A 24858-nucleotide genomic window follows, 5' to 3' on the forward strand; every position below is an offset into this window, starting at 1 on the left:
TATGAATTTAATTTTTAATATTAATTTATATTTTAAAAAATATTTTTTAATCTTAATTTTAGTTTTGTTTGCTTGTGTTAGTAATAACAAACCAGATGACAACAATATTGATAAAGAGGAAGAAAGTTCTTATAGATTTCCAGTAATAGCTATAAAAGTTAAAAAGGGAATTTTGAGTGATTATTTATCTTTAAATGGTGATGTAGATACAAAAGTTAAAGCGGATATTTTTCCAGATACCGTAGGTAAAATAACTTCTTTGAGAATAAAACTTGGAGCTTATGTTCAAAAGGGACAAATAGTTGCAACTCTTGATCCTTCAAAGCCTGGCTCTGTATATTTGGAAAGCCCTATAAGAGCACCAATCTCTGGATATATTTTAAATATTAGAAAAAAAATTGGCGAAACAGTTAATTCTCAGTCCAGCATAGCAGTAGTAGGAAGAATAGATACAAAGCAAATTTTGACTTATGTATCTGAAAAATACATTTCAGATATTAAAGTCGGAAATGACGCTATTATTGAAGTTGGAGCTTATCCTAATGAAAAGTTTAAAGCTAAAGTGTCAGAGATTTCCCCCGTTTTAGATTCTAAAAGTCGAACTATTGAGGTATATCTTACACCTATTGGTAGTAATTTAGATAAACTGATTATTGGCATGTTTTCTAAAATTAAACTTATTACTAAACGCTTTATGGATGTAATTAAGATTCCAAGAGAGGCTGTTGTTGAAAGAGAGGGCAATAAATTTGTATTTAAGCTTGATTTAGAGGGTAAAAGCGTTCAAATGTTGCCCGTTACAGTACTTTTTGAAATAGACAGCATTGTAGCTCTTTCTGGCGAGGTTAAAGAAGATGATTTAATTGTAGTAGAAGGTATGTCTACTCTTTCTAATGGAACTCTAATAAATTTGGTAGATACAAAAGAGAGTCTTTCAGCTGAAAGCAATATTTAATTTATTAGGAGATGTGTTATGTTGGTAAAGAGAATAGTTGGCAAACCAATAACAATGTTGATTCTATTTTCATTGTTAATGATGATAAGTTTATATACCTTTTCAAGATTAAAAGTAGACCTTTTGCCTGGAATTGATATTCCCCAAATAAGCATTAACACTTTTTATCCCGGTGCTTCTCCTAAAGAAGTTGAAGAGGGTGTCTCTAGGGTTCTTGAGAGTGGCTTGAGTTCTGTAAAGAATTTGAAAAATATATATAGCGTTTCTTCTAAGGAAAATAGCTCTGTTTCGCTTGAATTTTATCATGGGACCGATTTAGATTTGGTTTTAAATGAAATTCGAGATGCTCTTGAATTGGTGAAATCCTCATTACCCAGCCAATCACAGACCCCCAGAATTTTTAGATACAATCTTAGAAATATTCCTATAATGGAAATTGTTATTAATTCTGTAAGGCCCATTTCTGAGCTTAAAAGATATGCTGATGAGATTGTTAAACCCTCACTTGAAAGGCTTGATGGGGTTGCAGTTGTTACTGTTAATGGTGGGAGTAAAAAACGTGTTTTAATTGAAGTTTCTCAAAACAGATTAGAGTCTTATGGGCTTTCTTTGTCAAGAATATCTTCTATTATAGCATCTCAAAATTTTGAGCTTTCAGCTGGTAATATATTAGAAGACAATTTAGAATATTTAGTTCAAGTATCTGGAAAGTTTAAATCAATAGAAGAGATAGGTGATGTAGTCATAGCATATAAGGTTCCCGATGTTTCTTCTGGTATAAATCCATCTGCTATTGAAATAAAACTTAAAGATATTGCCAATATTAAAACTGATTTTGAAGATTTGACAGAATATGTTGAATATAATGAATTGCCCTCAATTTCTTTATCGGTTCAAAAACGTAGTGATGCCAATTCTATTACAGTTTCTAATGTTGTTGTGAATGAAATAGAAAGATTGAAATTATCTATGCCTAAAGATATGAGGTTGGAGATTGCTTCTGATAGCACTAATTTTATTAAAGCGTCTATTTCAACTGTTGTAAATTCAGCCTATTTTGGGGCTATGCTTGCAATATTTGTTATTTTTTTCTTTTTAAGAAGCCTTAGAGCCACAATAATTATTGGAATTTCTATTCCAATAGCAATTGTCCTAACTTTTTGTTTAATGTATTTTGCAAATATTTCTCTTAATATTATGAGCCTTGCAGGTCTTGCGCTTGGAATTGGAATGGTTGTTGACTGTTCAATTGTTGTAATAGATAATATATACAAATATAGGCAAAAAGGAGCAAAGCTTATTTCATCTTCCATCCTTGGAGCTCAAGAGATGATGTTGCCTATTACATCTTCAACTTTTACTTCTATTTGCGTTTTTGGTCCATTTCTTATTTTTAAATCAGAACTTGGGGTATATGGAGATTTTTTTAAAGACTTTTCATTTACCATTGTTATTTCTTTAGGAGTTTCTCTTTTAGTTGCGATTTTTTTGGTTCCTGTTTTGTCAAGTCATTATGTTGGTTTATATACGAGTTTTCAAAAAAATATTAAGAGTGCTTTTATTAGGAAAATTGATGCTTTTATTGCAAGTATTTATTATTTTTTAGAATTTTTGTATATCAATTTATTAAATATAGTTTTAAATCACAAATTGATTTTTGGGCTGGTTGTTTTTTTTAGTTTTGTTGCATCTTTATTTTTAGGATTATTGCTAGATGTAACAACTTTTGATAGAGGAGAAGATGACTCAGTTATTATTAATTTAAATTTTCCCCATAGAACCAATTTAGAATATGCAAAAGTTTATTCTAATAGATTTTTAGAGATTGTAAAAAGTGAGGCTAAAGGGTATAAAAGCATTATTTCTACTTTAAGTGCTGAAAGAATAACTTTCAACATATTGTTTCCCCTTAAAGAAGAAGCAAGAGATAAGTTAATTGAAAAAATAGATTACGATGCTATTAAGTATAGAATTGTAAATCGTATTGGGAATCTTTATCCCGATTTTAATATTGATCCTTCCAGAGGCAATGCTTTAGGTGCTGGAGATTCTATTAGAATTAAAATTTCAGCGAATGATTTTGATTATATAAAAGATTATGGGAAAACTTTAGTTGATATGATAAAAAAGGAAATTCCTGAACTTGTAAATCCAAGACTTAGTATAAGTGATTCTCAGCTCCAAATTGGTGTTGAGATAGATAGAGCACTAGCTTATAATTATGGTATTGATATGAATACCATTTTAAATGAACTGAGGGCCAATGTAAATGGTGTTGTTGCTGGGCAATATGTAGAGAATGGACTTAATTATGATATTGTTATTAAGCTTGATAGAATGGATGTTAAAAATTTAAAAGATTTGGAAAAAATATTTATTACAAACTCATCTGGAGTTAAAATTCCTTTTTCATCAATAGCTACCTTTGAAAAAACCAATAGAGCTGAATCTATTTACAGAGAAAATCAAGCTTTAACTATTTATCTTAATGCAGGCATTTCTCCAAATGATAATTTAACCCAAGTAACCGCAAAAGTTATAGATTTCATTGATAATAAGGTTCCTCATCAAGAGGGCACAGTGCTTAAGGTTGAAGGAGACTATAATGAATTTTCAAATATCATGAATCAGTTTAAAATAATCATCGTAATGGCTGTTATTGTTGTGTTTGGTATTATGGCTTCTCAATTTGAATCTTTTTTAAAACCTTTTATTGTTATTTTTACAATCCCTTTAACGGCAATAGGGGTTGTGCTCATACATTTTCTTGCGGGAGAAAAACTTTCTGTTTTTGCTGCAATTGGGATGCTTATGCTTGTTGGTGTTGTAGTAAATACGGGAATTGTTCTTGTAGACTATACCGGTTTATTGATCAAGAGAGGATTTAGCTTAAGAGAAGCAATTGTTGAATCTTGTCGTTCAAGGCTTAGACCAATTTTAATGTCTTCTTTGACTTCAATAATAGGTCTTATTCCCATGGCAGTTTCTAGTGGAAGTGGAAATGAACTTCTAAAGCCAATTGCATTTACTTTTATTGGCGGAATGACAGCCAGTACATTTCTTACTTTATTTTTTATTCCTATGCTTTTTGAAATTTTTTCCAATATTGTTTCAAGTTTCAAATTTAATTTAAAAAAAGTAGTATCTAATGTAGATGTTGAAAAATCATTCAAAATTAATAATTCAACTAAAAGTAGTTATGATAATCTATTTGAAGAAGATGAGGATTGATATGACTAAATTGTATAGGTATAGGATTGAAATAATTTCCAATTTATCTTTAGAGCTTGATGTTTTTGAATGTATGGAAAAAATAGAGCAAGAGCTAGGGGAATCTATATATTATTCTAAGATGGGAAATGTTTATGGAAAAGGTAAAAAGGGAGAAAAGCATGGCAATGGTGTTTGGCCTGAGGAAAATTTTATTCTGATTATATATACCTCAAGTAAATCTATTGTTAATAGGTTGAAGAATGTTGTAGATGATTTAAATCGTTTTTACCCCACAGAGGGGATTAATTTTTTTGTTTTGAGAAATTAATCTTTAAGAATAGAATTTCAGGTACTGTTTTGGGTAATAAATTTTTTAATAATAAAAATTATGCTTTAAAGTTTGCGCATAAAAATATAATTTTAAAGAGTAGAAATATTAAAACAGAAATTTATTTTTTTTATTAAATATTTTTTAAATTTTTGTTTTGATTTTTTAGATTCTTATCCTTATAGGCTTTCTGTGTGCTTTTTGCAGTAGTAAGCTTTAAAAATATTCTTATGAATTTATTGTTAATAATGATATAATAAACCATATTAATTTTGTTAAAAGGGGGATTATATGTCAATAGCAAAGGCATTTTTTGAAGTAGCTGATCAACAAAAGGATAAAATTGCTCAAATATATAAAGTTAACAGTGGATATGTCCATGTTACTTATAGCGACTTAAAAAACAATGTTTTAAAGCTTGCTTCCTTTTTAAGGTCAATCAATGTTAAGCATCAAGATAAAATATTTATTTGCTCTGAAAATAGGGTCGAGTGGACTGTGATAGATTTTGCAATTTTATCTTTAGGTGCTGTTGATATCCCAAAAGGTTCTGATGTTACTCTTTTTGAAGCTGAAATTATTTTCAACTCTGTTTTTCCGGGTATAGTTATTTTAGAAAATTTAAATCTTCTTGATATGTTTGTTCAAATTAAATTTACAGTAAAACCGATATTTATTATTATTGAAAACTTGAACAAGGAAGATAGATTAAAGTATAAGGATTTTGAAATTTATACCTATAGTGATTGTATTTTATTTGGTGACAATTTAAGAAAAGATTCAGAAATTATTGACGTTGCAAGTAAAATTGATTCTAATGATATGGCAACAATAATATATACTTCTGGAACAACCGGCCATCCAAAAGGTGTAATGCTCAGTCATGCTAATCTTCTTTATCAAGTTTCTAGCTTTAGTTTAATGGTTGATGTGCAAGTGGGACAAATATTTATGTGTATTTTGCCAATTTGGCATTCTTTCCAAAGATCTTTTTCTTACAATATTTTCCTTAATGGTATGGTGTGTTTATTTTCTACTATTGTTCCAAGGGCTATGCTTGATGATATTAGAAATATTAATCCCCATTATATTGCAGCTGTTCCTAGACTTTGGATTGCAATAAGACAAAATATTTACAAAGAAGTTTCTAAGAAGTCTTTTATTTCTAGAATAATTTTTCATTTTTTTATAAAATCGGCATTTCTTAATGATATTTGCTATAGGGCGGTAATGGGGCTTTATCCAGATAATGGATTTAGTTTATTTTTTCCTATAAAGAAAATTTTGGGAATATGCGGTTTAATTTGTTTATTCCCTTTTAAGGCTTTGGGAAATATTTTGATTTTTAATAAAATAAATAGAATTTTGGGCAATAATTTTGTTGTTGGAATCACTGGTGGCGGGAGCATGCCTTTGTCTGTTGTTAGATTTTTCAATTCAATTGGTGTTGAACTTGCCAATGCTTACGGATTGACAGAAACTTCACCCGGTGTGGCTTCTAATAAATATAAAAAAGTGATTATTGGGACTTGTGGTAAAATTTTGCCTGGAACTGTTGCTGAGATTAGAGATTCTGATGGTAATAAACTTAAAAAGCCTGGAAAAGGAATTTTATTTGTAAAAGGCCCCCAAGTAATGCTTGGGTATTACAAGGATAAAGAAGCAACTTGCAAGATTATTGGAGCTGATGGTTTTTTAAACACAGGTGATATTGCAAAATTGTCCAAGGACAATGTTGTTCAAATTATTGGTCGAGAAAAAGATACAATTGTTTTGAATAATGGAGAGAATGTTGAGCCTGCTCCAATTGAAGTTAAGCTTGAAGAATCAATATTAATAGAAAAAGCGGTTGTTGTAGGGCAAGATCAAAAATTTTTAGGGGCTCTTATTCTTCCAAATTTTGAAGAAATAAATAAATATCTAGAAAGTGTTGGGCAAAAAATTTTTGATGCTAATAATAGGCGACAAATTATTGCAAATAATATTGTTCTTAAGGCTATAAATGATGAAATAAAAAAATTAATCAATAGAACTAATGGATTTAAGCCTTTTGAGCAGATATTGAAGTTTGCCCTTTTGGAAAAGCCATTTGAAGTTGGTAAGGAAATATCGATTAAAATGGATATTAAGCGAAGCTATATTTTAAATTTTTATAAAAATGAAATTAAAAATTTATTTACCTAGTTATTTTAAATATAGTTCAAGTTCTACTATATCTTCTAATTTTGTATTGGGGGTTATGCTTTGCTTGTAAACAAATCCGTCACCATTTATTTTTATTTTCATCGTATTTCTATAGTATTTTAGTATATCTATTACTTCTCTTTTGGAAAGGTTGATAAAATTTGGTAAATATTCATTGTTTTCGTAATTAATGGTGGTTTTAGGGATCTTGATCTTTGATGGCATCTTGATTTTTTTGTATGCGCTTGTATTTTGCTGGTATTCAATAAATTCTATTATTTCTTTTGCCATTGGAGCTGCTATTCTTGTTCCATATATTATTTTTTTTGGGTATCTATATACAATATAAATAATATATTTTGGTTGTTCTGTAGGGTATATTGCTAAGATAGAGGATGTATAGTCTTCTTCTGAGTATTTGCCGGTTTTTCTATCAATAGCCTGGGATGTTCCGCTTTTTGCAGAAATGTCAAGATTTTTAATTTTAATATTTGGAATACCGCCTTTATTTACAACTTCCCGCATCATTTTTAAAACTTTTTGAGCCGAATTCTTGGATATTACTCTTTTTATTTCTTCTTTATCAAATTCTTTAATATTTTCTCCTTTATCGTTGCTTATTTTTTTTATTATTCTGGGTTTTAACATTATTCCATTATTGCTTAGTATGCTTGCAGCTTGTAATATTTGAACCGCTGACACCCCTATTTCTTGTCCAAATCCAATTGTAGCTTTACTTCGTCCTGACCATTTTGAATAATGGTTTAACAGCCCTTTTGTTTCTCCGGGAAATGGGAATCCAACTTTTTCTCCAAATCCAAAATCTAAGAGTTTTTTGTAAAAGTATTCATTACTAACTTTTTCAGTAATATAAGCTATTCCCACATTTGATGAATAAATTAAAATCTCTGTAGAGTCGATGTGTTTATAGGGAGGATTTAGAGTTTTGATTGTAATTTTCTCTCCCGATGGGAATTGTTTTTGGTATATTCCATTGTCTAAAAATTTTTCTTCTAAATTTAATTTTCCACTTTCTAATATTATTGCAACTGTAAAAATTTTATTAATGCTTCCAGGCTCATATGTTAGCGATGAGGAAAGGTTTTTTCGAATTTCTTCAGGATATTCAGAATAAAAGTTTGCATCATATTGAGGAAATTGAACCATAGACAATATTTCTCCATTTTGAGAGTCCATTACTAAGGTAATTAAACTCTCAGGATTATTTTCTTTAAAGTACTTTTCAGCTATTTTACTAACGCCTTGTTGTATATTCATATCTATTGTTAAGTAGATGTTGTTTATTTCTAATTCTTCATTAAAAAATTGTTGTTTTGTTTTATCTCTTCCTAAGATGCTATTTAGAGAAAACTCAATGCCTTCAAGGCCAAAATTATCTGTTCCTACAAATCCGGTAATATTGCTTGTTGCATGTCGAAAAGGATAAATTCTTGTGTAATCAGGATATAAAGAAATGTTTGAGAGTCTGCCTTCAGCTTGAATTCTTTTGATTAAATCCGATTCCTCCCTTTTTATTTTTCTTTTGATATATAAAAATCCTTTATTGGATGAAAGTTTTTCCTTTAAAATTCCCGAATTAATCTGGAGTATTGCGCCAAGAGTTTCAGATGTGCTTACAATATTTTCTATTTTTTGAGGATTTGTTCCTATTGAGTAAGATCTCGAAGAGAATGCTATTGGTTTGCCATTTCTATCATAAATTGCGCCCCTTTTAACAATATCATTTGACTTTAAAGGTATTATCTCATCTGGACTATTATTAAAGACCATTAGCATGAAATATTTGTAAATGGTTAGCAAGGTTATTCCCAAGAATATTGTTAATATTGTTTTTATTCGATACCTGTTATTAAGTATTTTTTTGGACATGAATCTTGGACCTCTTAAATTATTTTATGGCTATGTATAATGAAAAATTATTCAAATCTTTTTGCATCTATACTATTATATGTTATTATATTCTGAAAAAGTAGATTACTAATAGTAGAGGGTGTAATATAATGGACATTAAAACTTTAAAAGGCTTTAAGGATTATTTACCTAAGGATTCTTTGATTCGAATTCATATTGTTAAGCAGATATTTAGCGTTCTCAATTCTTATAATTTTGATTTAATAGATACACCAGTTCTTGAATATTCAGAGTTGCTTTTAAAAAAGAGTGGTGATGAGACCGAAAAGCAAATTTATAGGTTTAAAGACAATGGGGGTAGAGATGTTTCCATGCGATTTGATTTGACCGTTCCTTTTGCCAGATTTGTTGCTACAAATATTTCTGGTTTGAAACTTCCTTTCAGACGTTCTCAATTCGGAAAAGTTTTTAGAGGGGAAAATTCTCAAAAAGGTAGATACAGAGAATTTATGCAGTTTGATTTTGATATAGTTGGAGAGGACAGTTTTAGAGGTGATGCTGAGATTCTTTCTGTTGTATATTATGGACTTGAAGAGATTTTTTTGAATTTCATAGAAGGCATTAATAAAAAATTCATTATTCATTATTCCCATCTTGGTATATTAAATTCTTTTTTTGAAAAGTTAGGAATCAAAGAAGAATCTATTTTTATTTTAAGAAATATTGACAAAATAGATAAAATAGGAATTGATAAAGTTAAAGAGGCGCTGCTTGTTAAAATCGAAGAAGAAGCGGTAGATTCAATATTGAGCTTAGTGAGTTTACAAGGTTCTTTTAAAGAAAAAATTCAATCCTTAAAAAGTATTTTGGGCGATAACGATTCTGTTAAGAGAGTAGAGGATGTTTTCAGACATCTTAGTTTATTGAAAATTCAAGATTCTTTTAATTTAAATCTTAAAATATCACGTGGGCTTGATTATTATACGGGGATTGTTTTTGAATCTGAAGTGTTTGGTAGTAATATGGGTAGTGTTTGTAGTGGTGGAAGGTATGACAATTTGGTTTCTTCTTTCTCAAGCTCTATTCAAAAAATTTCAGGAGTTGGAGGATCTTTTGGTGTTGATAGAATAAAAGATATAATAGATCTTGAAAAGTTTAGCTATGTTAAAATATTTGTCACTAAGGCTAGATCCAAAGTTTTAATTGTAAATCTAGATAATACTTTGCAAAATTATTATTATGAACTTGCTACTAGGTTTAGAAATCATGATTATTCCAAGGTTAAAAATATTTCTTGTGAAGTCTATTTTAAAAATAAAAATGGTAAAAATATTAAAGAACAAATAGAATATGCTTTAAGCAAAGAGATAAGATTTTTAGTTTTTGTTGGTCAAGAAGAATATAAAGAAAATAAAATGAAAGTAAGAGATTTGACAAAAAAAGAAGAGTTATTACTTTCTTTTGAAGAGTCAATAAATCTTATCAAATGTAATGAAAAGTTGCTGTGCACCCCTTTTTGATATTAAATTTTGATTGTCTTGAGGTTCGATTGTTTTGAGAAATTTTGCCAAAGTTTTATAGTTAATTTCTGTTTTTATCTATTTTTCTAATTGTAATTGCATTTAAGATAAGTTCGTCGTTTTTGTATTCTATTTGTCCTAGTATTTCCACATTGTCTTTAAAATCAATATCAATATCAAAGGTTGTTTTTGTTGGGATAATTCCCAAGAGTACATTTTTATTGTATCCCACATAAAAGTCAAATTTAATTATGTTGTTGGTTTTTTCTACATTATTTACTATTCCTTCCCATTTTACATATACGTTTGAATAGATTGATGGATCTTTTTTGATATCTTTTAAGTTTACATATTCATTAAAGCTGATAAAATCTGGTCTTGAGATGAAGCTTGCAAGATTTTTGGCTTTTAGTTTTATAGATTCTGATGCGTTTGAATTTAATATTTTATTTATTTCAATTCTTGCAAAATTATCTTTTCCAGTTTTTAAATAAATTTTAATTTTTTCAAAAGAATCTTTAATTTCATCGCTAGTTAGTATTAATATAAATTGACCTTCTTCATTTTTTATTTTTTCCTTGTTATTTATTTTAATTTCATCAATGTAAGCAGCAATGTTGTTTAAATTTTTGTTTATTTCTGCTTTTCGATTTGCAGATGTTGTTTCTTTTTGCTCATAAAAAATGAAATAGATGGCCAACATTGGAATAAATACAATTCCCCCAATGACAATGATTATGATCAACTTTGTTAAATTTTTATCGGGCATTGTTTTAATTATTGGGAATAATTTTTCGTATAGGTTGCTATTTTTTAAAAAGATGGATCCTTTGATAGGATTTTTTCGGATAATTTCAAGAGATAGCTCTGATCGAGCTACTTCTTGATCTTCTTCTATCATTTTAAGCCATATTTGAATAGCTTTTTCTTCTTTGCCTTGGCTTGCTAAGAGTATAGCAATAGCTTGTTTTATATTTGATTCACTAGGATTTAAAGTGTAAGCTTTTTTAAGATATGTTTGAGCATTGCCAAGATTTCCAATACGAAGATAAGACATTCCTAAGACGTAGTGATACAAATAGTAATTTTTGTAGAAAAAAATTTCTTTTTCCAGGAGCTTTATTGCTTGTGGATATTTTTTTGAATTATAGTAATAAATAGCCTTGTTAATAATTTTATTAGGTTCCATATAGCTAGAATTTGACCCCACGATTTTCTTTTTAATATTATAATATAAGATTTTCTTTTGAAAGAGTAATAAAAAAATATTGTTATTTTGCCTTAATTTCTTGTTTGACTAAAAATTGATAAATGATATAATTATATAAAATGTAACGGGGTGGTTGTATATATTTTTAAAATGGTGGGGATGTGTCATCAGAAAGAATCGTTGAATTGATTAAAGAAATTTATTTAGATTTTAGAAAAGGCAATTTCAAAGAAGCTTTAGTAAAATCCGAAGAAGCCCATTCTCTTGATTTTGATAATATTGAAATTTTAACAGCTTTGAAAAGCTCTGTGTATTGGAACGGTCAAATTGAAAGCCTTGATAGAATAGGACAAGATTATGAAAAGGCAGAATTTTTAATAAGAGAGTGGAATAATTTTGCAGGACGATATTTAAGGAAAATGGGTTGTAATTTTTTGCAAGGTCGTAATTCTATAAAATATTTTGTATTTCAGACTTGTCTTTACATATATAAAAACATATATAAACTACATCCAGAAAATTTGGACCTTTTAATAAAAATTGCTAAGTCTTATAAGGGTATGGGAAATTACGAGAGAGCAATTAATGTCTTTTTGCAAATATTAGGAGATGCTAAGGAAAACTCAGATGTTGTTGCAGAGCTTGCTGATTCTTACGCTTTAGTTGATGAAATTAAAGAAGCTAAAGTCTTATTCAGAGAGGCTTTTTTTATTAATCCCCAAAAGATAGATATATATTCTCTTGAGTCTGATATGATTTTAAGATTAATAGATCTTATTAGGTCTGATAGGAACATCTCAGATGATCTTATAAAAGAATGGATTCCTGTTTATGGCTCTCTTAATGGTGTTTTTAATGTTAAAAGAGAATTAAGACCTATAGAGCTTGGACAGCTGAAGCAATCTGTTTATAGTTTACGCAATGAACTTAAAGAAAAGTCTTATAGATCAATAAATGAGAGCATATTGCTTCCAAGACTTATTAATAAATATTTTTGGCTTATTGATCATTATGTAAGGATAAAAGAGGATAGAGCACGTATTGATGAAATTTTGCTATATATAAAAGAAATAGACTTGGGAATTTATCAACAGTATGTAAATTAGTTGTTTGATGCTAAAAATCGATATTAGGAGAGTTTAATGTCTAATGTTACCATAGAGAAATTAGATAGTATTTTACAAGAAGATAAGTGGACAAGAATAGTTGTTAGTAATTATTCTCTTGCTAAAATAAAAGAATTGGATGATTTGATAGATAATATAATTGATGAGGGGTTAACAGAGGATGTGCTTGATATTTGCGGCAGGCATCTAAAGGATGTTAAAAAAAGCATAGCAGGTCTTTATATTTCTGGGATGCTTATATATAGTAGACGGCCTTTAAATGATATGAATTTGCTTGCCGTTATTGATTTATTTTCTCAAAACTTAAAATGGTCTCTTGTTGAGCATATATGTAATGAAATGCTTTTTATTTCTGAAAATAAACATGCGCTTTATACCCTTGCAAAAATATATGCTCAAAACAGTGAAAATGATAAGCTTCCAAGCATTTGGACTAGAATTGTTGAAGCGGATATTGATGACACTGTCTTTGTAAGACAACTTGCTACTTATTATGAAACTATTGATTTGCAAAAATCAATTTTTTACTTTAGAAAGGCCATTTATCGTTTTATTGATAAAAAACAAATGTCGGGAATCAGAGAAGTATGGACAAAGCTTATTTATTATGTTTCAGATGATTTTGATTCTTTTTTGCTTATTTTGCAAAAAATTGAAAAAGATCTTGGATTTAAAAAAGCTATAGTTCTTTATGAGGATTTATTTGATCATTATTCTTTGACTGATAATATTGATGAGACAATAGAAATTTTAAAAGGTATTTTAAAGCTTGACAATAAAAATCATAAGGCAAGGGAAAATTTAGTTAAATTTTTAAAAGAAAGATATAAAGATGTAAAAAATATTGAAGATTATCTTGTAAAGTCTGATATTGAAAACTTAGATAAAAATTTTGTTGAGGTATATTCAGACTTTGAAAAGTATTTGTTTTTTGCAAAAGGTAACTTTGTTTATCACCAGACTTGGTCTGTTGGAATAGTAAGGGATGTAAACGATCATGGCATTACGGTTGATTTTGTTTCTAAAAGAGGCCATTTTATTGGCTTTGATATGGCTATGTCAGCTCTTTCTCCTCTTAGCAGGGAAGATATTAGGGTATTAAAGGCTATAACACCTAAAGAGGAGCTTGCAGATAGAGTGAAAAAAGATATTGATTGGACTTTAAAGGTCATTATAAAAAGTTATAAAGCTATTGATTTAAGAGGAATAAAAAAAGAATTGGTACCAAGCTTGATGACTCAAAGTTCATGGAATTCATGGAGCTTGAAGGCAAAGCAAATCTTAAAGGATAATCCCCATTTTGTTATGGATTCTGGCAAGCTTGATTGTTATATATACAATGAGAGATCTTCCAATTTAAATGAAAAAATGTATGATAAATTTAAGATTGAGAAAGATTTTTATAAAAGATACGAGATATTTATAAATTATTGTAATGTCAAAGGAATTGTTAAGGATTTGCACATTGAAGAAGAAATGCTTAATTATTTTTTGATTTATGTTAACAATTTTACAAAAGTTGATCATCATGTTATAAGTTCTTACGTTATTCTCAAATCTTTAGGTAATTTTTCTGAGGAATTGTTATCAAAAGTTAATATAGAAAAAGATGTTAATTTAGAATCTCTTTTAAAGGAGTATTCGAAAGGTATAGTAGATCTTTTTGATTCAATTTTGAATGCAGAAATTAAAAAAGAATTGGTTGCTTTAATTAGAAAAGAACTTAGTAATTGGATTTTATACTATAAGGAGCTTTTTCCACATTCTGTTAATAAGAAATTAGTTGAATCACTTTATAAAGAAGATCCTAAAGAAGTAGAAAAATTATTTAATTATATTATAAAAAATTATAAAATCTATAAGGATGCTTATATTTGGATTTTAAAGCACTATAAAACTTATTCTGTTGAACTAAGTTATTCAGATTCAGATCTTTTGGTTAATTTGGTTAAAATTTTAACAGACAGTGTTATTAAAATTAATAATAAAAATAATTCTGTTGCAAGTAAAAGAATTTATAAAATGATAATTAATCTTTTAGTTAAAGATGGATATCTGAAATCGGTATTAGAGTGCTCTAGAGATGAAGAACTTGCAAAGAGAATTTATATGACTTGTTTTTATGTGAAAGATTTTCCCCCTAAGGATCTTTTAGAGATTAAATCTATAATAAGACAATTATTTGATTCGGTTGAGTTTGAAGATGAAAAGATGCAGCTTGCGGGCGAGAGAATGGAAATTGGATTTTTAACTATATTAAGTTCTTTGAATAAAAAACAAAAAGAGCTTAAATATCTAAAGGAAGTTGAAATTCCAGAAAATTCGAAAGAAATCGGTAAAGCCCGCGAACTTGGTGATTTAAAAGAGAATGCAGAATATCATTCTGCTAAGGAAAAACAACAGTTTTTGACAAAAAGATTAAACTCCTTAATGTTGGAAATAGAGAATGCAAAAGTGATAGATACCAAAGATCTTCAAAGTTCTGTTGTTGGTTTTGGAACTAAGGTTATCATTTTAAATGAAGCTACGGGCAAAGATGAATCTTACTTGATACTTGGACCTTGGGAATCAAATCCCGATGAAGGCATTATTTCATATAAATCTCCTTTTGGAGAAAATTTGCTTGATTCTAAGGAAGGAGATAATCTCAATTTTATTATAAATAATACTAATTTTAGATATCTTGTAAAAAAAATAGAACCCATAAAATTTAGTTAGGAAAAATTTAAGGATGTCAAAGTTAAAGGAAAAAAGAGAAAAATTTGCTGTTAACATGGAGAGAGTAAATAAAGAAGAAGCTATTGAGCTTGCAAGAGTTCAAATAGAAAAAGCTTTTGGAAAAGGAAGCCTTATTAAGATGGGAGAATCTCCTGTTGGAAAAGGTATAAAAAGTATATCGAGTGGATCTATTATATTGGATGAAGCTATTGGCATTGGCGGATATCCTAAGGGGCGCATAGTAGAAATATTTGGTCCTGAGTCATCTGGCAAAACTACTTTGACTCTTCAAGCGATTGCTGAGGTACAAAAAGAAGGGGGCATAGCTGCTTTTATTGATGCTGAGCATGCGCTTGATCCTGTTTATGCAAAAGCCTTGGGAGTTAATGTTGCAGAACTTTGGCTTAGTCAGCCTGATACTGGTGAACAAGCCCTTGAGATTGTCGAGCATTTAATCAGAAGCGGTGGTATTGATTTGATTGTAGTTGATTCGGTAGCAGCTTTAACCCCTAAGTTGGAAATAGATGGGGAAATGGGAGATTCTCAGATTGGTCTTCAAGCGAGGTTAATGAGCAAAGCTCTTAGAAAGATTACGGGTATACTTTCTAAATCCAATACTTGTATTATGTTTATTAATCAAGTAAGAATGAGAATTGGTATTATGTTTGGCAATCCCGAAACCACTACTGGCGGGAATGCTTTAAAGTTTTATGCATCTCTTAGACTTGAGGTTAGAAAAGTCGAACAAGTAACTAGATCGGGCGCAAGTGATGATGTTATTGGCAATAAGATTAGAGTTAAAATTGTTAAGAATAAGGTTGCTCCACCTTTTCGCAAGGTGGAATTGTTAATTTATTTTGGAAAAGGCATTTCTAGAGAAGCTGATATTTTAGATGCTGCTGTTAAGCATAATTTAATACAAAAAGCAGGTTCTTGGTATTCATTGGAAGATAATAAGTTGGGACAGGGTAGAGATAGTGTTATTGAATATCTTAGCAAAGAAGTAGAATTTGCAAATGATTTGGATAAGAGACTTCGAAAAATAATTTTTAATAATTTTGATCAAGGGGATGCCAATTCTATTGAATTTAAAGAAGATGAATGTGATGAGTAAGAGCGAATGTCAGAACTGAGTAGTTACTCTATCAGACTTGATAATTTTACAGGCGGAATAGAGCTTTTTTTTGAATATGTTAGTATGAATAGGCATGTTTTAAGAACTTTGAGTTTAAATCAAATAATTGAAGAATTTGTAGCTGTTTCAAGTGACCTTAATATAAGTATTGGGGGATTGATTGATTTTTTTTATCTTGCTAACAACTTATTTTATTGGAAAACTCAAATTTTATTCCCATCGAAGCTTGAATGCAAAGATAAGGCGGAACGCAAAATTGTAGAAAAGTTAATAGGTTATACTAATAATAGAGAAAACGAAAAATTACAATTAAATCAAGCAAATAATTTTAAATTATATGACTCAAAAATGATTGAAGATTTTATTTTTGGCGATAATAGTAGTTTTGTTAAAAATATTAATACCATTACTAATGGTATTAATAAAAAGAAAAATTTAAAGAGAAAGTCTAGTATATTGGAGAAAAAAGTTATTAATAAAAATTTTTTGTGTAATAAAAAATTTAAAGTTGTTTGTAATAAATATGAATTGAAAATTTTTGAGAAAAAAATGAAAATTATTTCTATCTTAAATAAAGAGAGTAGCATAATTTTTGATTCTCTTTTAGATTTTAATGCCGATAATTATTTTTTTGAGAGATTTTCTTATTTTTTGGTATCTCTTGAGTGCAAAATGCTTGATATTGTAAATTTAGGATATCTTAATAATAAATTAGTATTGTATCGAGGTTCTAAAATTAATGATTGCACTTAAAACCCCCAGAGTTCATGTGTTTTTAGCTGAAAAGGGAGTAGGATCAAGGAGATTTTGCGAGGAGTTGATAAGAAAAAAACTTGTAAGAGTTAATGGCTCTATTGCTAAGCTTGGAGATAAGGTAGCTTTAGGGGACAGAATAATTTATAAAAAACAAATTTATGTTTTTAAGGAATTTCAGAGTAAGAATAGAATTTATCTGGCTCTTAACAAGCCTAAAAATTATTTATGTTCCAATTTCGATGTTAATGGAAGAAGGCTAGCAATATCTTTGGTTCAGCCTTTATTTAAAGAGCGTGTATTTTCAATTGGTAGACTTGACTTTAAAAGCTCTGGACTTTTATTATTCACCAATGATGGTAAATTTGCAAATAATATTATTCACCCTAGGCTAAAAGTTGAAAGAGAATATATTATTGAGTCAAAAAAAGATATTGATGAAAATTTGCTTATTTCTTTTAAATCGGGCATAAAGGTAGAAAAAGACTTTTTTAAATTAAAATCTTATGAAATTTTAAATAAAAATTCTGCTAGATTGATTTTAGACGAAGGTAAAAATAGGGAAATAAGAAAAGTGTTTTTAAGTAAAAATATTTTTTTAAAAAAGATTCATAGAATTAGAATTGGCAATATTAATTTGGATAATTTAAAGGAAGGGCAAGTAAAAATTATTCCCTTGGTTAAGATAAATAGATTGAAATCCAGGCTGGAGAAGTAAAATGATAATAGCAGTTGATGGACCTTCGGCATCAGGAAAAAGTTCAATTGCAAGGGCGCTTGGTATAAGACTGGGTTATCAATTTATTAGTTCTGGCTATCTTTACAGGATAATAACTTTGATTGCCCAAAGATCTCTTATGAGTAGCTGCGATTTTGTTAGTGAGGATAGACTTTTAAATTTGATCCTTGAGAATGATATAAGTTTTAATGATTCTGGGTTTTTTCTTAATGGAGAGAATGTTGAAAATCAAATTTTAAATGATAAGATTGATTTTCAAGTTTCTTTTTATTCTTCTTATGTTGGAATAAGAAACATTGTGAATAAAAAATTAAGAGAGGTTGTTAAATTTAGCAATGATAATTATATAATAGAAGGTAGAGATATTACTACTGTTGTTTTTCCAGAATCTGAATTCAAAATATATCTTGATGCTTCTGTTAAAGTTAGGGCTTTGAGGCGGTATAAACAAAGAAATGGGAATGAGACTTTAGAAGAATTAGAGCGTACTCTTAAAATAAGAGATGATGTTGATAAGAGAAAACAATATGGTAAATTGAAATTATCAAAAGGGGTTTTTTACCTTGATACAAGCTACAAAGGATTAGACGATGTATGTAATATTATAATAGAAAAGTTTAATTTGAAAAAAGTAAGAGAGAGGTGAGGATGGAAAATCAAAAAGATTTACAAGAAAATTATTTAAAAGTACTTGAAAGAGTAGAACTTGGAAGTCGCGTTTCTGGAACGATTGTTAACATTATGAAGGATTATATTTTAGTAGATATTGGTTATAAATCTGAAGGTTTTATCAAGATTGAAGAATTTGAAAATGTTCCCAAAATTGGCGATAAACTTGAAGCAATCGTTGTTAGAATAGGTGGAGAATTGGGCTTGATTTTAAGTGTTGAAAAGCTTGATTCTTTAAATTTTCAAGATAAAGTAAGTGAATATATTCAAAATAAAAAAATAATTAAAGGCAAGGTGTTAGCTGAGCTTTCAAATGGCTATAAGATTCAAATTAATGAAAATGTTTCTGGCTTTATGCCTTTTTATTTGAGCTCTAAGTCTAAAGATGAAAAATTAAAAAGAGGCACTGTTGTTGAATTTTATATCCTTGAAGCAAGCGAAATGGGCGGTTTGAGGCTTATTCTTGATAGGCGAACTTTAGAAAAAGAGAGAGAGCTTGCCAAAAGAATAGAGCTAGTAAGTTCTTACAATGAAGAAGATGTTGTTGATGGGGTGGTTGATCGTATTACAGAGTATGGTGTGATTGTAAAAATTAAAAATTTTGTTACAGGAATTTTGCATAAAAGAAATATTGCTTTTAATCAAGTTGAAAATATTGAAGATTTTGTTAGAGTTGGCGATAAGTTAAAATTGAAAATTATTAAGATAAATCCACAAACAGGTAAAATGGAATTATCTCTTAAGGCCTTGAAAGCAAATCCTTGGGATTCTGTAGATATTAAGTATAAAATTGATAGCATTGTAAAAGGAAAAGTTGTAAAAATTTTACCCTTTGGAGCTGTTATTGAGCTTGACAGCGAATTGTCGGGGTTTTTACATATAAGTAATTTTTCTTGGATAAGAGTAATAAAAAGTCCTCAAGAATTAATAAAACTTGGTCAAATAGTAGAAGTTAAGATTTTAGAGATAGACAAAGAGAATCAAAAAATATCTTTGGGTATTAAGCAGATTAATGAAAATCCTTGGGAGAGGTTAACTGAGAAATATCCTATTGGAAGGGTTATTCAAGGGGTTGTTACTAATGTTACAAAAACAGGTGCTTTTGTAAATATTGAAGAAGGTATAGATGCTTATGTGAGTAAATTTGATATTTCTTGGCTTGAAGAGATTGATCCTGAAGAATATTTCAAGGTAGGTGATTTAGTTAATGGGAAAGTGATTGAAGTTGACAGACGAAAGAGAAATGTTAGATTAGGAATTAAGCAGTTGGAAGAGAGTCCTTGGGAAGATTTTTCTAAAAGTTATAAAAAAGGTGATGCTATTGAAGTTGAGATTGTAGAGAAAAAGTCAAAAGGCTTTCAAGTAAGAGTTTATAATAAAATAATGGGATTTATTAGTAAAATTCAATTAGGAGATACAAAAGAATCCAGTTTAGAAACTTTTGAAAAATTAAGTGTTGGAGATAAGCTTAAAGTGATAATAACAAGTATTGATTCTAAAGACAAATCGGTTCTGCTTTCTTATAGGGAATATGAAAATCAAAAATCAAGAGAAGAGATTTCTTCTTATTTATTTAAAGGTAATGATGAGGAATCTTATAAACCATTTGAAAATTTGCTAAAAAGGGATGAATAATGGCTAGAAATAATCTTTTAGTTTTTTTTATTGCTATTATTTTTGTATTTGTATCTGTTATTGTTGCTTTTTATAATTCTTTAGGCAAAGATTATGTAAAAAGTGGTGGAGAGATAGTAGAAAATCTTGAAAAGGATTTGAACGATTATTTAAAAGAAAATGATACCGAAGAGAAGGAAAAAATATCTCTTAGGATAAAGGAACTTATTTTAAAGGAAAAAGAAATTTCGTCTTACTTTATTTCAAGGTTTTATTTGGCCAGATCTGTATATTTACAAAGTCAAGCGCAGTATGAAGAGGCTATTAAGGATTTAGATATTGTTATTAAATCAAAAAGCATTGAAAGCGAGATTGCTTCTATCAATAAAGCCGCAGTTTATGAAAAAATGGGATTAAAAGAGGATGCCTTATTGATTTATGAGGATCTTATTAATAGCACTAGTTTAGGCTTTTTAAAAGTAAGAGCTCTTTTGAGTAAGGCAATATTGATTGAGGAAAAAGATAAAGATCTTGCTTTAAAGGTATATGAAGAGATTGTCAAGTTTCCCTATGAAAATAATTTATATATAAATATAGCAAATAATAAAATTTTAGAACTTAAACAGGATTAATTTCTATCTTTGAGAGGAGGTTTTGTAATTTTTTTTATCTTTCATTTTGCATTTTATCTAGGTTTTTTTGGATGTGGTCTTGATAATATTTTAATACTTCCTCCTCCAGAAAGGGTTGATAATCGAATTTCAAGAGATTCTGTGGCCTTTTTTTTACCATCAGATTATTTTTCTGATCAAACGGCTGAAAATTTAAGAGGTTTTGATATATATTACAAATTTTATCCAGAAGGCGCCAATTATCACATAAGCGGTTTTCAAAAAAGCGTGGAAAGAGATTTTGAAGCCTTAAAGGGTGTTTTTGATAATATTAGTGAATTTAATAATAGAGGATTTTATAAAATAAATTTGAGCCCTACTATTTATTCGGGTAAGCCTGTTTTTAAATTAAATAAAGAATGGGTCGATAACAAATTGCCTTTATATTTTGAAATAAATTTTGAAGAATTAAGAAAAGATGTTCCCGGTGAGGCTTTTATTATTGTAAGAAATGGAAATACCTCTTCGTCTCCTGTTCTTCTTGAAAAGACTAACATATATAGGTCTTACATTGACAAGGGGCAATATGTAGGTTTTTCAGAATCTATTAAAAAGTCTAATCTTTTAGACAGAGAGAAAAGGCCAATTGACCTAAGACACATAAATGACGATTTTTTTACAAGAGATATTGCCCCTAAATATAATTTGGCAATTTTTGTTATGGGTGTAGGCAGCGTTGTTGACGATGCTTACAGTGTTCTTATTGATCTTGGAGATTTGTCGGGATTTAGTTTGTCTAACTAGCTAGTTTTAAGGGGGGGGAGGGTATGATAGTATTTTTTTCTCATTTGATTTTAACAAATATTATTATTTCTTTTTTAGTAAGTTTTTTTGTTATATTTTTAAATATATTGAATTTTAAGTTTTTGGTAGTTTATTTAATAAGTTTTTTAGGTGGCATTGTATTTTTGTTTTTTATCCCTTTTTTTTATTCTGATTATTATGAAAGACAAATAGATCTTGTTCTTTATTTGTTTCCTATTTTGGGCTCAGTTATTTTAATAGGCTTGATTAAATTTTCTGAGAGAAATAAGAACGATTTGTAAAATAATGATTTTTAAAAAAAGTTAGGTATCAACTTGGTTTTTAATAATTTTGTTGAAGAAAATGATGTTTATTATTAATGTAGTGGACTTATTAATTTGATTGTTTTATTATATTCATTATAAAAGAGGGGATAATTTCCGCTATGTGTTGTCATGGTGAGTAAGAGAGAAGGATAATAGGAGGTTGATTTGGCAATTATTACGATGAAGAGCTTGTTGGAGGCCGGAGTTCATTTTGGTCATCAGGTAAAAAGGCTTGATCCTAGAATGAAAAGATTTATTTTTTCCGAGAGAAATGAAATACATATTTTAGATCTTCAAAAGACTTTACAGGGCATTAAAGACTCTTATGAGCTTGTTCAAAGGGTGATAAAAGATGGTAAAAAAGTGCTTTTTGTTGGAACTAAAAAACAAGCTAGTGAGATAATCGAACAAGAAGCAAGAAGAAGTGATATGCCGTATGTTAACAATAGGTGGCTTGGAGGCATGCTTTCCAATTTTAATACGATTAGAAAATCTGTTCAGAAATTAAAAAAGTTAGAAAAGATGGAAGTTGATGGAACTTTTGATATGATAAGTAAGAAAGAGATTTCACAACTTAATCGTGAAAAATTAAAATTAGCTAAAAATTTAACGGGTATTAAAGACATGGAAACGCTTCCCGGTGCTATTTTTATCATTGATCCTAAGCGAGAGCAAATAGCTATTAATGAGGCTAGAAAATTAAAAATCCCCATTATTTCTGTGGTTGATACAAATTGTAATCCAGATGTTATTGATTGTCCAATTCCCGGTAATGATGATGCTATTCGTTCTGTTGCTTTGTTTACTAAAATAATATCCGATGCTATTTTAGAAAGTGACAAAGAGGTTGGTATTCAAATAATTGAAAATTTGAATGAAGAAGATTTGATGAAAGAAATTGAAATTAAAAATGATAAAAGTGATTCTATTGAAAAAGGGGAAAGTAATTTATGAGCATTATTAGTCCTCAAGATGTAAAAAAACTTCGAGAAGAAACCAATGCTGGTTTTGGAGATTGTAAAAAAGCTTTATCTGCTGCTGGTGGAGACTTTGAATTGGCTAAAAAAAAACTTAGAGAAATGGGAATTGCATCTGCTGAGAAAAGGCTTAATAGAGATGCAAAAGAAGGTAGAGTATTCTCATATTCAAACAATATTCATGCTGGTCTTTTGCTTGTTTCTTGTGAGACAGACTTTGTTGCTTTAAACCATAATTTTGTTAATTTGGGTAATTCTTTAATTAAGGAATTGGTAGAGAGCAGTAAAAATTCTTTAACGACTGCTCAAGAGTTAGAGCTTAAAAATTTAGCAGCTACAATAAAAGAAAATATTCAGGTTAAAAAAATTTTTATTACCGAAATTCAATCTAATGAATTTGTAAAAATTTATTTGCATGGTGAACAATCTAAGATAGGTGTTTTGGTTAAATTAAAAGTAGATGATTTTTCTAAAATCAAAGATAAAGTGTTGCAAGATTTTGCTATGGATTTAGCTTTGCATGTAGCTGCGTTTGCTCCTATTTATTTGAAAAATGATGATGTTTGTCCGAATTATATTAAAGAACAAGAAGAGATATTTACTAAGCAATTAGAATTTAGTGGTAAGCCAGAGAGCGTAGTTAAAGGTATAGTTGCGGGAAAGATTAAAAAACATCTTGCTGAAATTTCTTTTCTTGAACAAAGTTTTGTAAAAAATGATAAAATCACCGTTAAGGAGATGCTGGAAGATATTTCAAAGGCAATTTCAAGCAAGCTAGAAATAATCGAATTTAAGTATTTAAGGATAGGCTAGGTAATTGCATTGCTTTTTATCAGCAAGGAGGAGTTTATATGGAAGATTATAAGGCTTTTCTAGATGAAAAGATGAGTAAGGTTCTTTTATCACTTGATAATGAATATAAAACGCTAAGAACAGGCAGAATTAGTAGTAATATTTTTGATAAAATTTTTATTCAATACCATGGCCAAAGAACGCCCATAACCCAAGTGTCAAGTATTAGAATTCCCGAAGCAAGGCTTGTTGTTATTCAGCCTTGGGATAAAACCATATTGAGTAAGATAGAACAAGCTATACTTAATTCTGATCTTTCTATGAATCCCTCAAGTGATGGTTCGGTTATTAGAATTAAGGTTCCTGCTTTAACTAGTGAAAGGCGGCAAGGTACAGTAAAGCATGCTAAAAAAATAGCAGAGGAACATAAAATTTCAGCTAGGAATATACGGCAAGATTTAAATAATAAAGTTAAAAAGCAAGAAAAAGAATCAGAAATCACAGAGGACAGTTTAAAAAGAATTTTAGATGATATTCAGAAATCTACGGATATTTATATTAAAAGGATAGATACAATTTTAGAATCTAAAATTCAAGAAATAATGGAAGTTTAAACCCATGAATAAAAGTTCTCTTCCAAATCATGTTGGGATCATCATGGATGGCAATAGAAGGTGGGCTTTGAGCAATGGATTGTCTTTTTCAGAAGGTTATAAAGAGGGCCTTAAAAGGGCAAAAGAAATAGTTAAGCATTCGTTAAGGGTGGGTATTAAATATTTGTCCTTTTATGTATTTTCTACTGAGAATTGGAAAAGGAATGATTGTGAAGTAGAAAAGTTAATGTTTTTAATTGCTAACTATTTGAGAGCTGAATTTAATTTTTATAAGGAAAATGGAATAAAAATAGTAGTTTCAGGGGATGTTGAATCTTTAAGTGAAGAAGTAAAAAGTTCGATAAAAGATTCTACTGGCTTTTCTAAAAATTTTAACAATCTTATTTTAAATTTAGCAATCAATTATGGGGGCCGCAATGAGATACTTCGAGCTGTTAGAAAATTTGTTTCAAGTGATTTTGATTTAGAGTCTTTAGATGAGAATACTTTTTCCAATTTTTTAGATAATCCAGAATTGCCTGATCTGGATCTTTTAATACGTACAGGTGGTAATATCAGAATAAGTAATTTTTTCTTATGGAAGATCGCTTATTCTGAATTAATTTTTTCAAATGTTTTGTGGCCCGAATATTATGACAATAGATATAGTGAAGATTTAGAATGTTTTCAATTTAGAAGAAGAAATTTTGGGAGATGA

General features: G+C 29.1%; 21 protein-coding genes. 19 read left to right on the top strand and 2 right to left on the bottom strand.

The features are described from left to right. Window position 1 precedes the first annotated feature (1 nt). The 4 genes from QIA41_RS03580 to QIA41_RS03595 all read left to right on the top strand — a co-directional run bounded on the left by QIA41_RS03580 (window position 2) and on the right by QIA41_RS03595 (window position 6680). Window positions 2–955: an efflux RND transporter periplasmic adaptor subunit gene (locus QIA41_RS03580; RefSeq protein WP_320292651.1), complete on the top strand. Its 954-nt coding sequence runs from the start codon at window positions 2–4 to the stop codon at window positions 953–955. Between the two features lie 18 nt (window positions 956–973). After that, complete coding sequence (locus QIA41_RS03585; RefSeq protein WP_320292652.1) at window positions 974–4186, top strand: efflux RND transporter permease subunit; 3213 nt, start codon at window positions 974–976, stop codon at window positions 4184–4186. Between the two features lies 1 nt (window position 4187). After that, a complete protein-coding gene (locus QIA41_RS03590) occupies window positions 4188–4496 on the top strand; it encodes a PG0541 family transporter-associated protein (RefSeq protein WP_320292653.1) in 309 nt (102 codons plus the stop codon). Between the two features lie 291 nt (window positions 4497–4787). Beyond that, window positions 4788–6680, top strand: coding sequence for an AMP-binding protein (locus tag QIA41_RS03595; RefSeq protein WP_320292654.1), 1893 nt, complete (start codon window positions 4788–4790; stop codon window positions 6678–6680). Here the strand turns inward: QIA41_RS03595 and QIA41_RS03600 are convergent, their stop codons facing one another. Further along, window positions 6681–8570, bottom strand: coding sequence for a penicillin-binding protein (locus QIA41_RS03600; RefSeq protein ID WP_320292655.1), 1890 nt, complete (start codon window positions 8568–8570; stop codon window positions 6681–6683). Window positions 8571–8701: 131 nt separating this feature from the next. Here QIA41_RS03600 and hisS point away from each other — a divergent pair, with 131 nt between their 5' ends. Continuing rightward, window positions 8702–10072, top strand: coding sequence for a histidine--tRNA ligase (gene hisS, locus QIA41_RS03605; RefSeq protein ID WP_320292656.1), 1371 nt, complete (start codon window positions 8702–8704; stop codon window positions 10070–10072). Between the two features lie 61 nt (window positions 10073–10133). On the opposite strand, the gene QIA41_RS03610 is transcribed toward hisS, so the two are convergent. After that, the gene (locus tag QIA41_RS03610) at window positions 10134–11261 is read right to left on the bottom strand and encodes a tetratricopeptide repeat protein (protein ID WP_320292657.1); all 1128 of its coding nucleotides are present in this window, start codon (window positions 11259–11261) and stop codon (window positions 10134–10136) included. A gap of 182 nt (window positions 11262–11443) precedes the next feature. Here QIA41_RS03610 and QIA41_RS03615 point away from each other — a divergent pair, with 182 nt between their 5' ends. The 14 genes from QIA41_RS03615 (at window position 11444) to uppS (ending at window position 24858) form a co-directional block, all read left to right on the top strand. After that, on the top strand, window positions 11444–12388 hold the full coding sequence (locus QIA41_RS03615) for a tetratricopeptide repeat protein (protein WP_320292658.1): 945 nt from the start codon (window positions 11444–11446) through the stop codon (window positions 12386–12388). A 36-nt stretch (window positions 12389–12424) separates the two neighbouring features. Continuing rightward, on the top strand, window positions 12425–15127 hold the full coding sequence (gene greA, locus QIA41_RS03620; RefSeq protein ID WP_320292659.1) for a transcription elongation factor GreA: 2703 nt from the start codon (window positions 12425–12427) through the stop codon (window positions 15125–15127). A 13-nt stretch (window positions 15128–15140) separates the two neighbouring features. Continuing rightward, window positions 15141–16241, top strand: coding sequence for a recombinase RecA (gene recA / locus QIA41_RS03625; protein ID WP_320292660.1), 1101 nt, complete (start codon window positions 15141–15143; stop codon window positions 16239–16241). A gap of 6 nt (window positions 16242–16247) precedes the next feature. Beyond that, on the top strand, window positions 16248–17015 hold the full coding sequence (locus QIA41_RS03630; protein ID WP_320292661.1) for a hypothetical protein: 768 nt from the start codon (window positions 16248–16250) through the stop codon (window positions 17013–17015). Beyond that, the gene (locus tag QIA41_RS03635; RefSeq protein WP_320292662.1) at window positions 17002–17733 is read left to right on the top strand and encodes a pseudouridine synthase; all 732 of its coding nucleotides are present in this window, start codon (window positions 17002–17004) and stop codon (window positions 17731–17733) included. The genes QIA41_RS03630 and QIA41_RS03635 overlap by 14 nt, the downstream gene beginning before the upstream one ends. A 1-nt stretch (window position 17734) precedes the next feature. Next, window positions 17735–18400: a (d)CMP kinase gene (gene cmk, locus QIA41_RS03640; protein WP_320292663.1), complete on the top strand. Its 666-nt coding sequence runs from the start codon at window positions 17735–17737 to the stop codon at window positions 18398–18400. Window positions 18401–18402: 2 nt separating this feature from the next. Beyond that, complete coding sequence (locus QIA41_RS03645) at window positions 18403–20058, top strand: 30S ribosomal protein S1 (protein ID WP_320292664.1); 1656 nt, start codon at window positions 18403–18405, stop codon at window positions 20056–20058. Beyond that, the gene (locus QIA41_RS03650; protein WP_320292665.1) at window positions 20058–20669 is read left to right on the top strand and encodes a tetratricopeptide repeat protein; all 612 of its coding nucleotides are present in this window, start codon (window positions 20058–20060) and stop codon (window positions 20667–20669) included. The genes QIA41_RS03645 and QIA41_RS03650 overlap by 1 nt, the downstream gene beginning before the upstream one ends. A gap of 87 nt (window positions 20670–20756) precedes the next feature. Beyond that, window positions 20757–21452: a hypothetical protein gene (locus QIA41_RS03655; protein ID WP_320292806.1), complete on the top strand. Its 696-nt coding sequence runs from the start codon at window positions 20757–20759 to the stop codon at window positions 21450–21452. Window positions 21453–21475: 23 nt separating this feature from the next. Next, on the top strand, window positions 21476–21754 hold the full coding sequence (locus QIA41_RS03660) for a hypothetical protein (protein WP_320292666.1): 279 nt from the start codon (window positions 21476–21478) through the stop codon (window positions 21752–21754). A gap of 189 nt (window positions 21755–21943) precedes the next feature. Next, window positions 21944–22732 (top strand): 30S ribosomal protein S2, encoded by a 789-nt coding sequence (rpsB, locus tag QIA41_RS03665; protein WP_320292667.1) that lies wholly within the window; start codon window positions 21944–21946, stop codon window positions 22730–22732. Beyond that, the gene (gene tsf, locus QIA41_RS03670; RefSeq protein WP_320292668.1) at window positions 22729–23568 is read left to right on the top strand and encodes a translation elongation factor Ts; all 840 of its coding nucleotides are present in this window, start codon (window positions 22729–22731) and stop codon (window positions 23566–23568) included. The genes rpsB and tsf overlap by 4 nt, the downstream gene beginning before the upstream one ends. A 38-nt stretch (window positions 23569–23606) precedes the next feature. Then, window positions 23607–24161 carry a ribosome recycling factor gene (gene frr / locus QIA41_RS03675; protein ID WP_320292669.1) on the top strand — a complete coding sequence of 185 codons (555 nt, stop codon included), beginning with the start codon at window positions 23607–23609 and terminating at the stop codon, window positions 24159–24161. Between the two features lie 4 nt (window positions 24162–24165). Further along, the gene (uppS, locus tag QIA41_RS03680; protein ID WP_320292670.1) at window positions 24166–24858 is read left to right on the top strand and encodes a polyprenyl diphosphate synthase; all 693 of its coding nucleotides are present in this window, start codon (window positions 24166–24168) and stop codon (window positions 24856–24858) included.

The sequence above is a fragment of the Borreliella sinica genome (genome assembly GCF_033969665.2).
GTDB lineage: Bacteria > Spirochaetota > Spirochaetia > Borreliales > Borreliaceae > Borreliella > Borreliella sinica.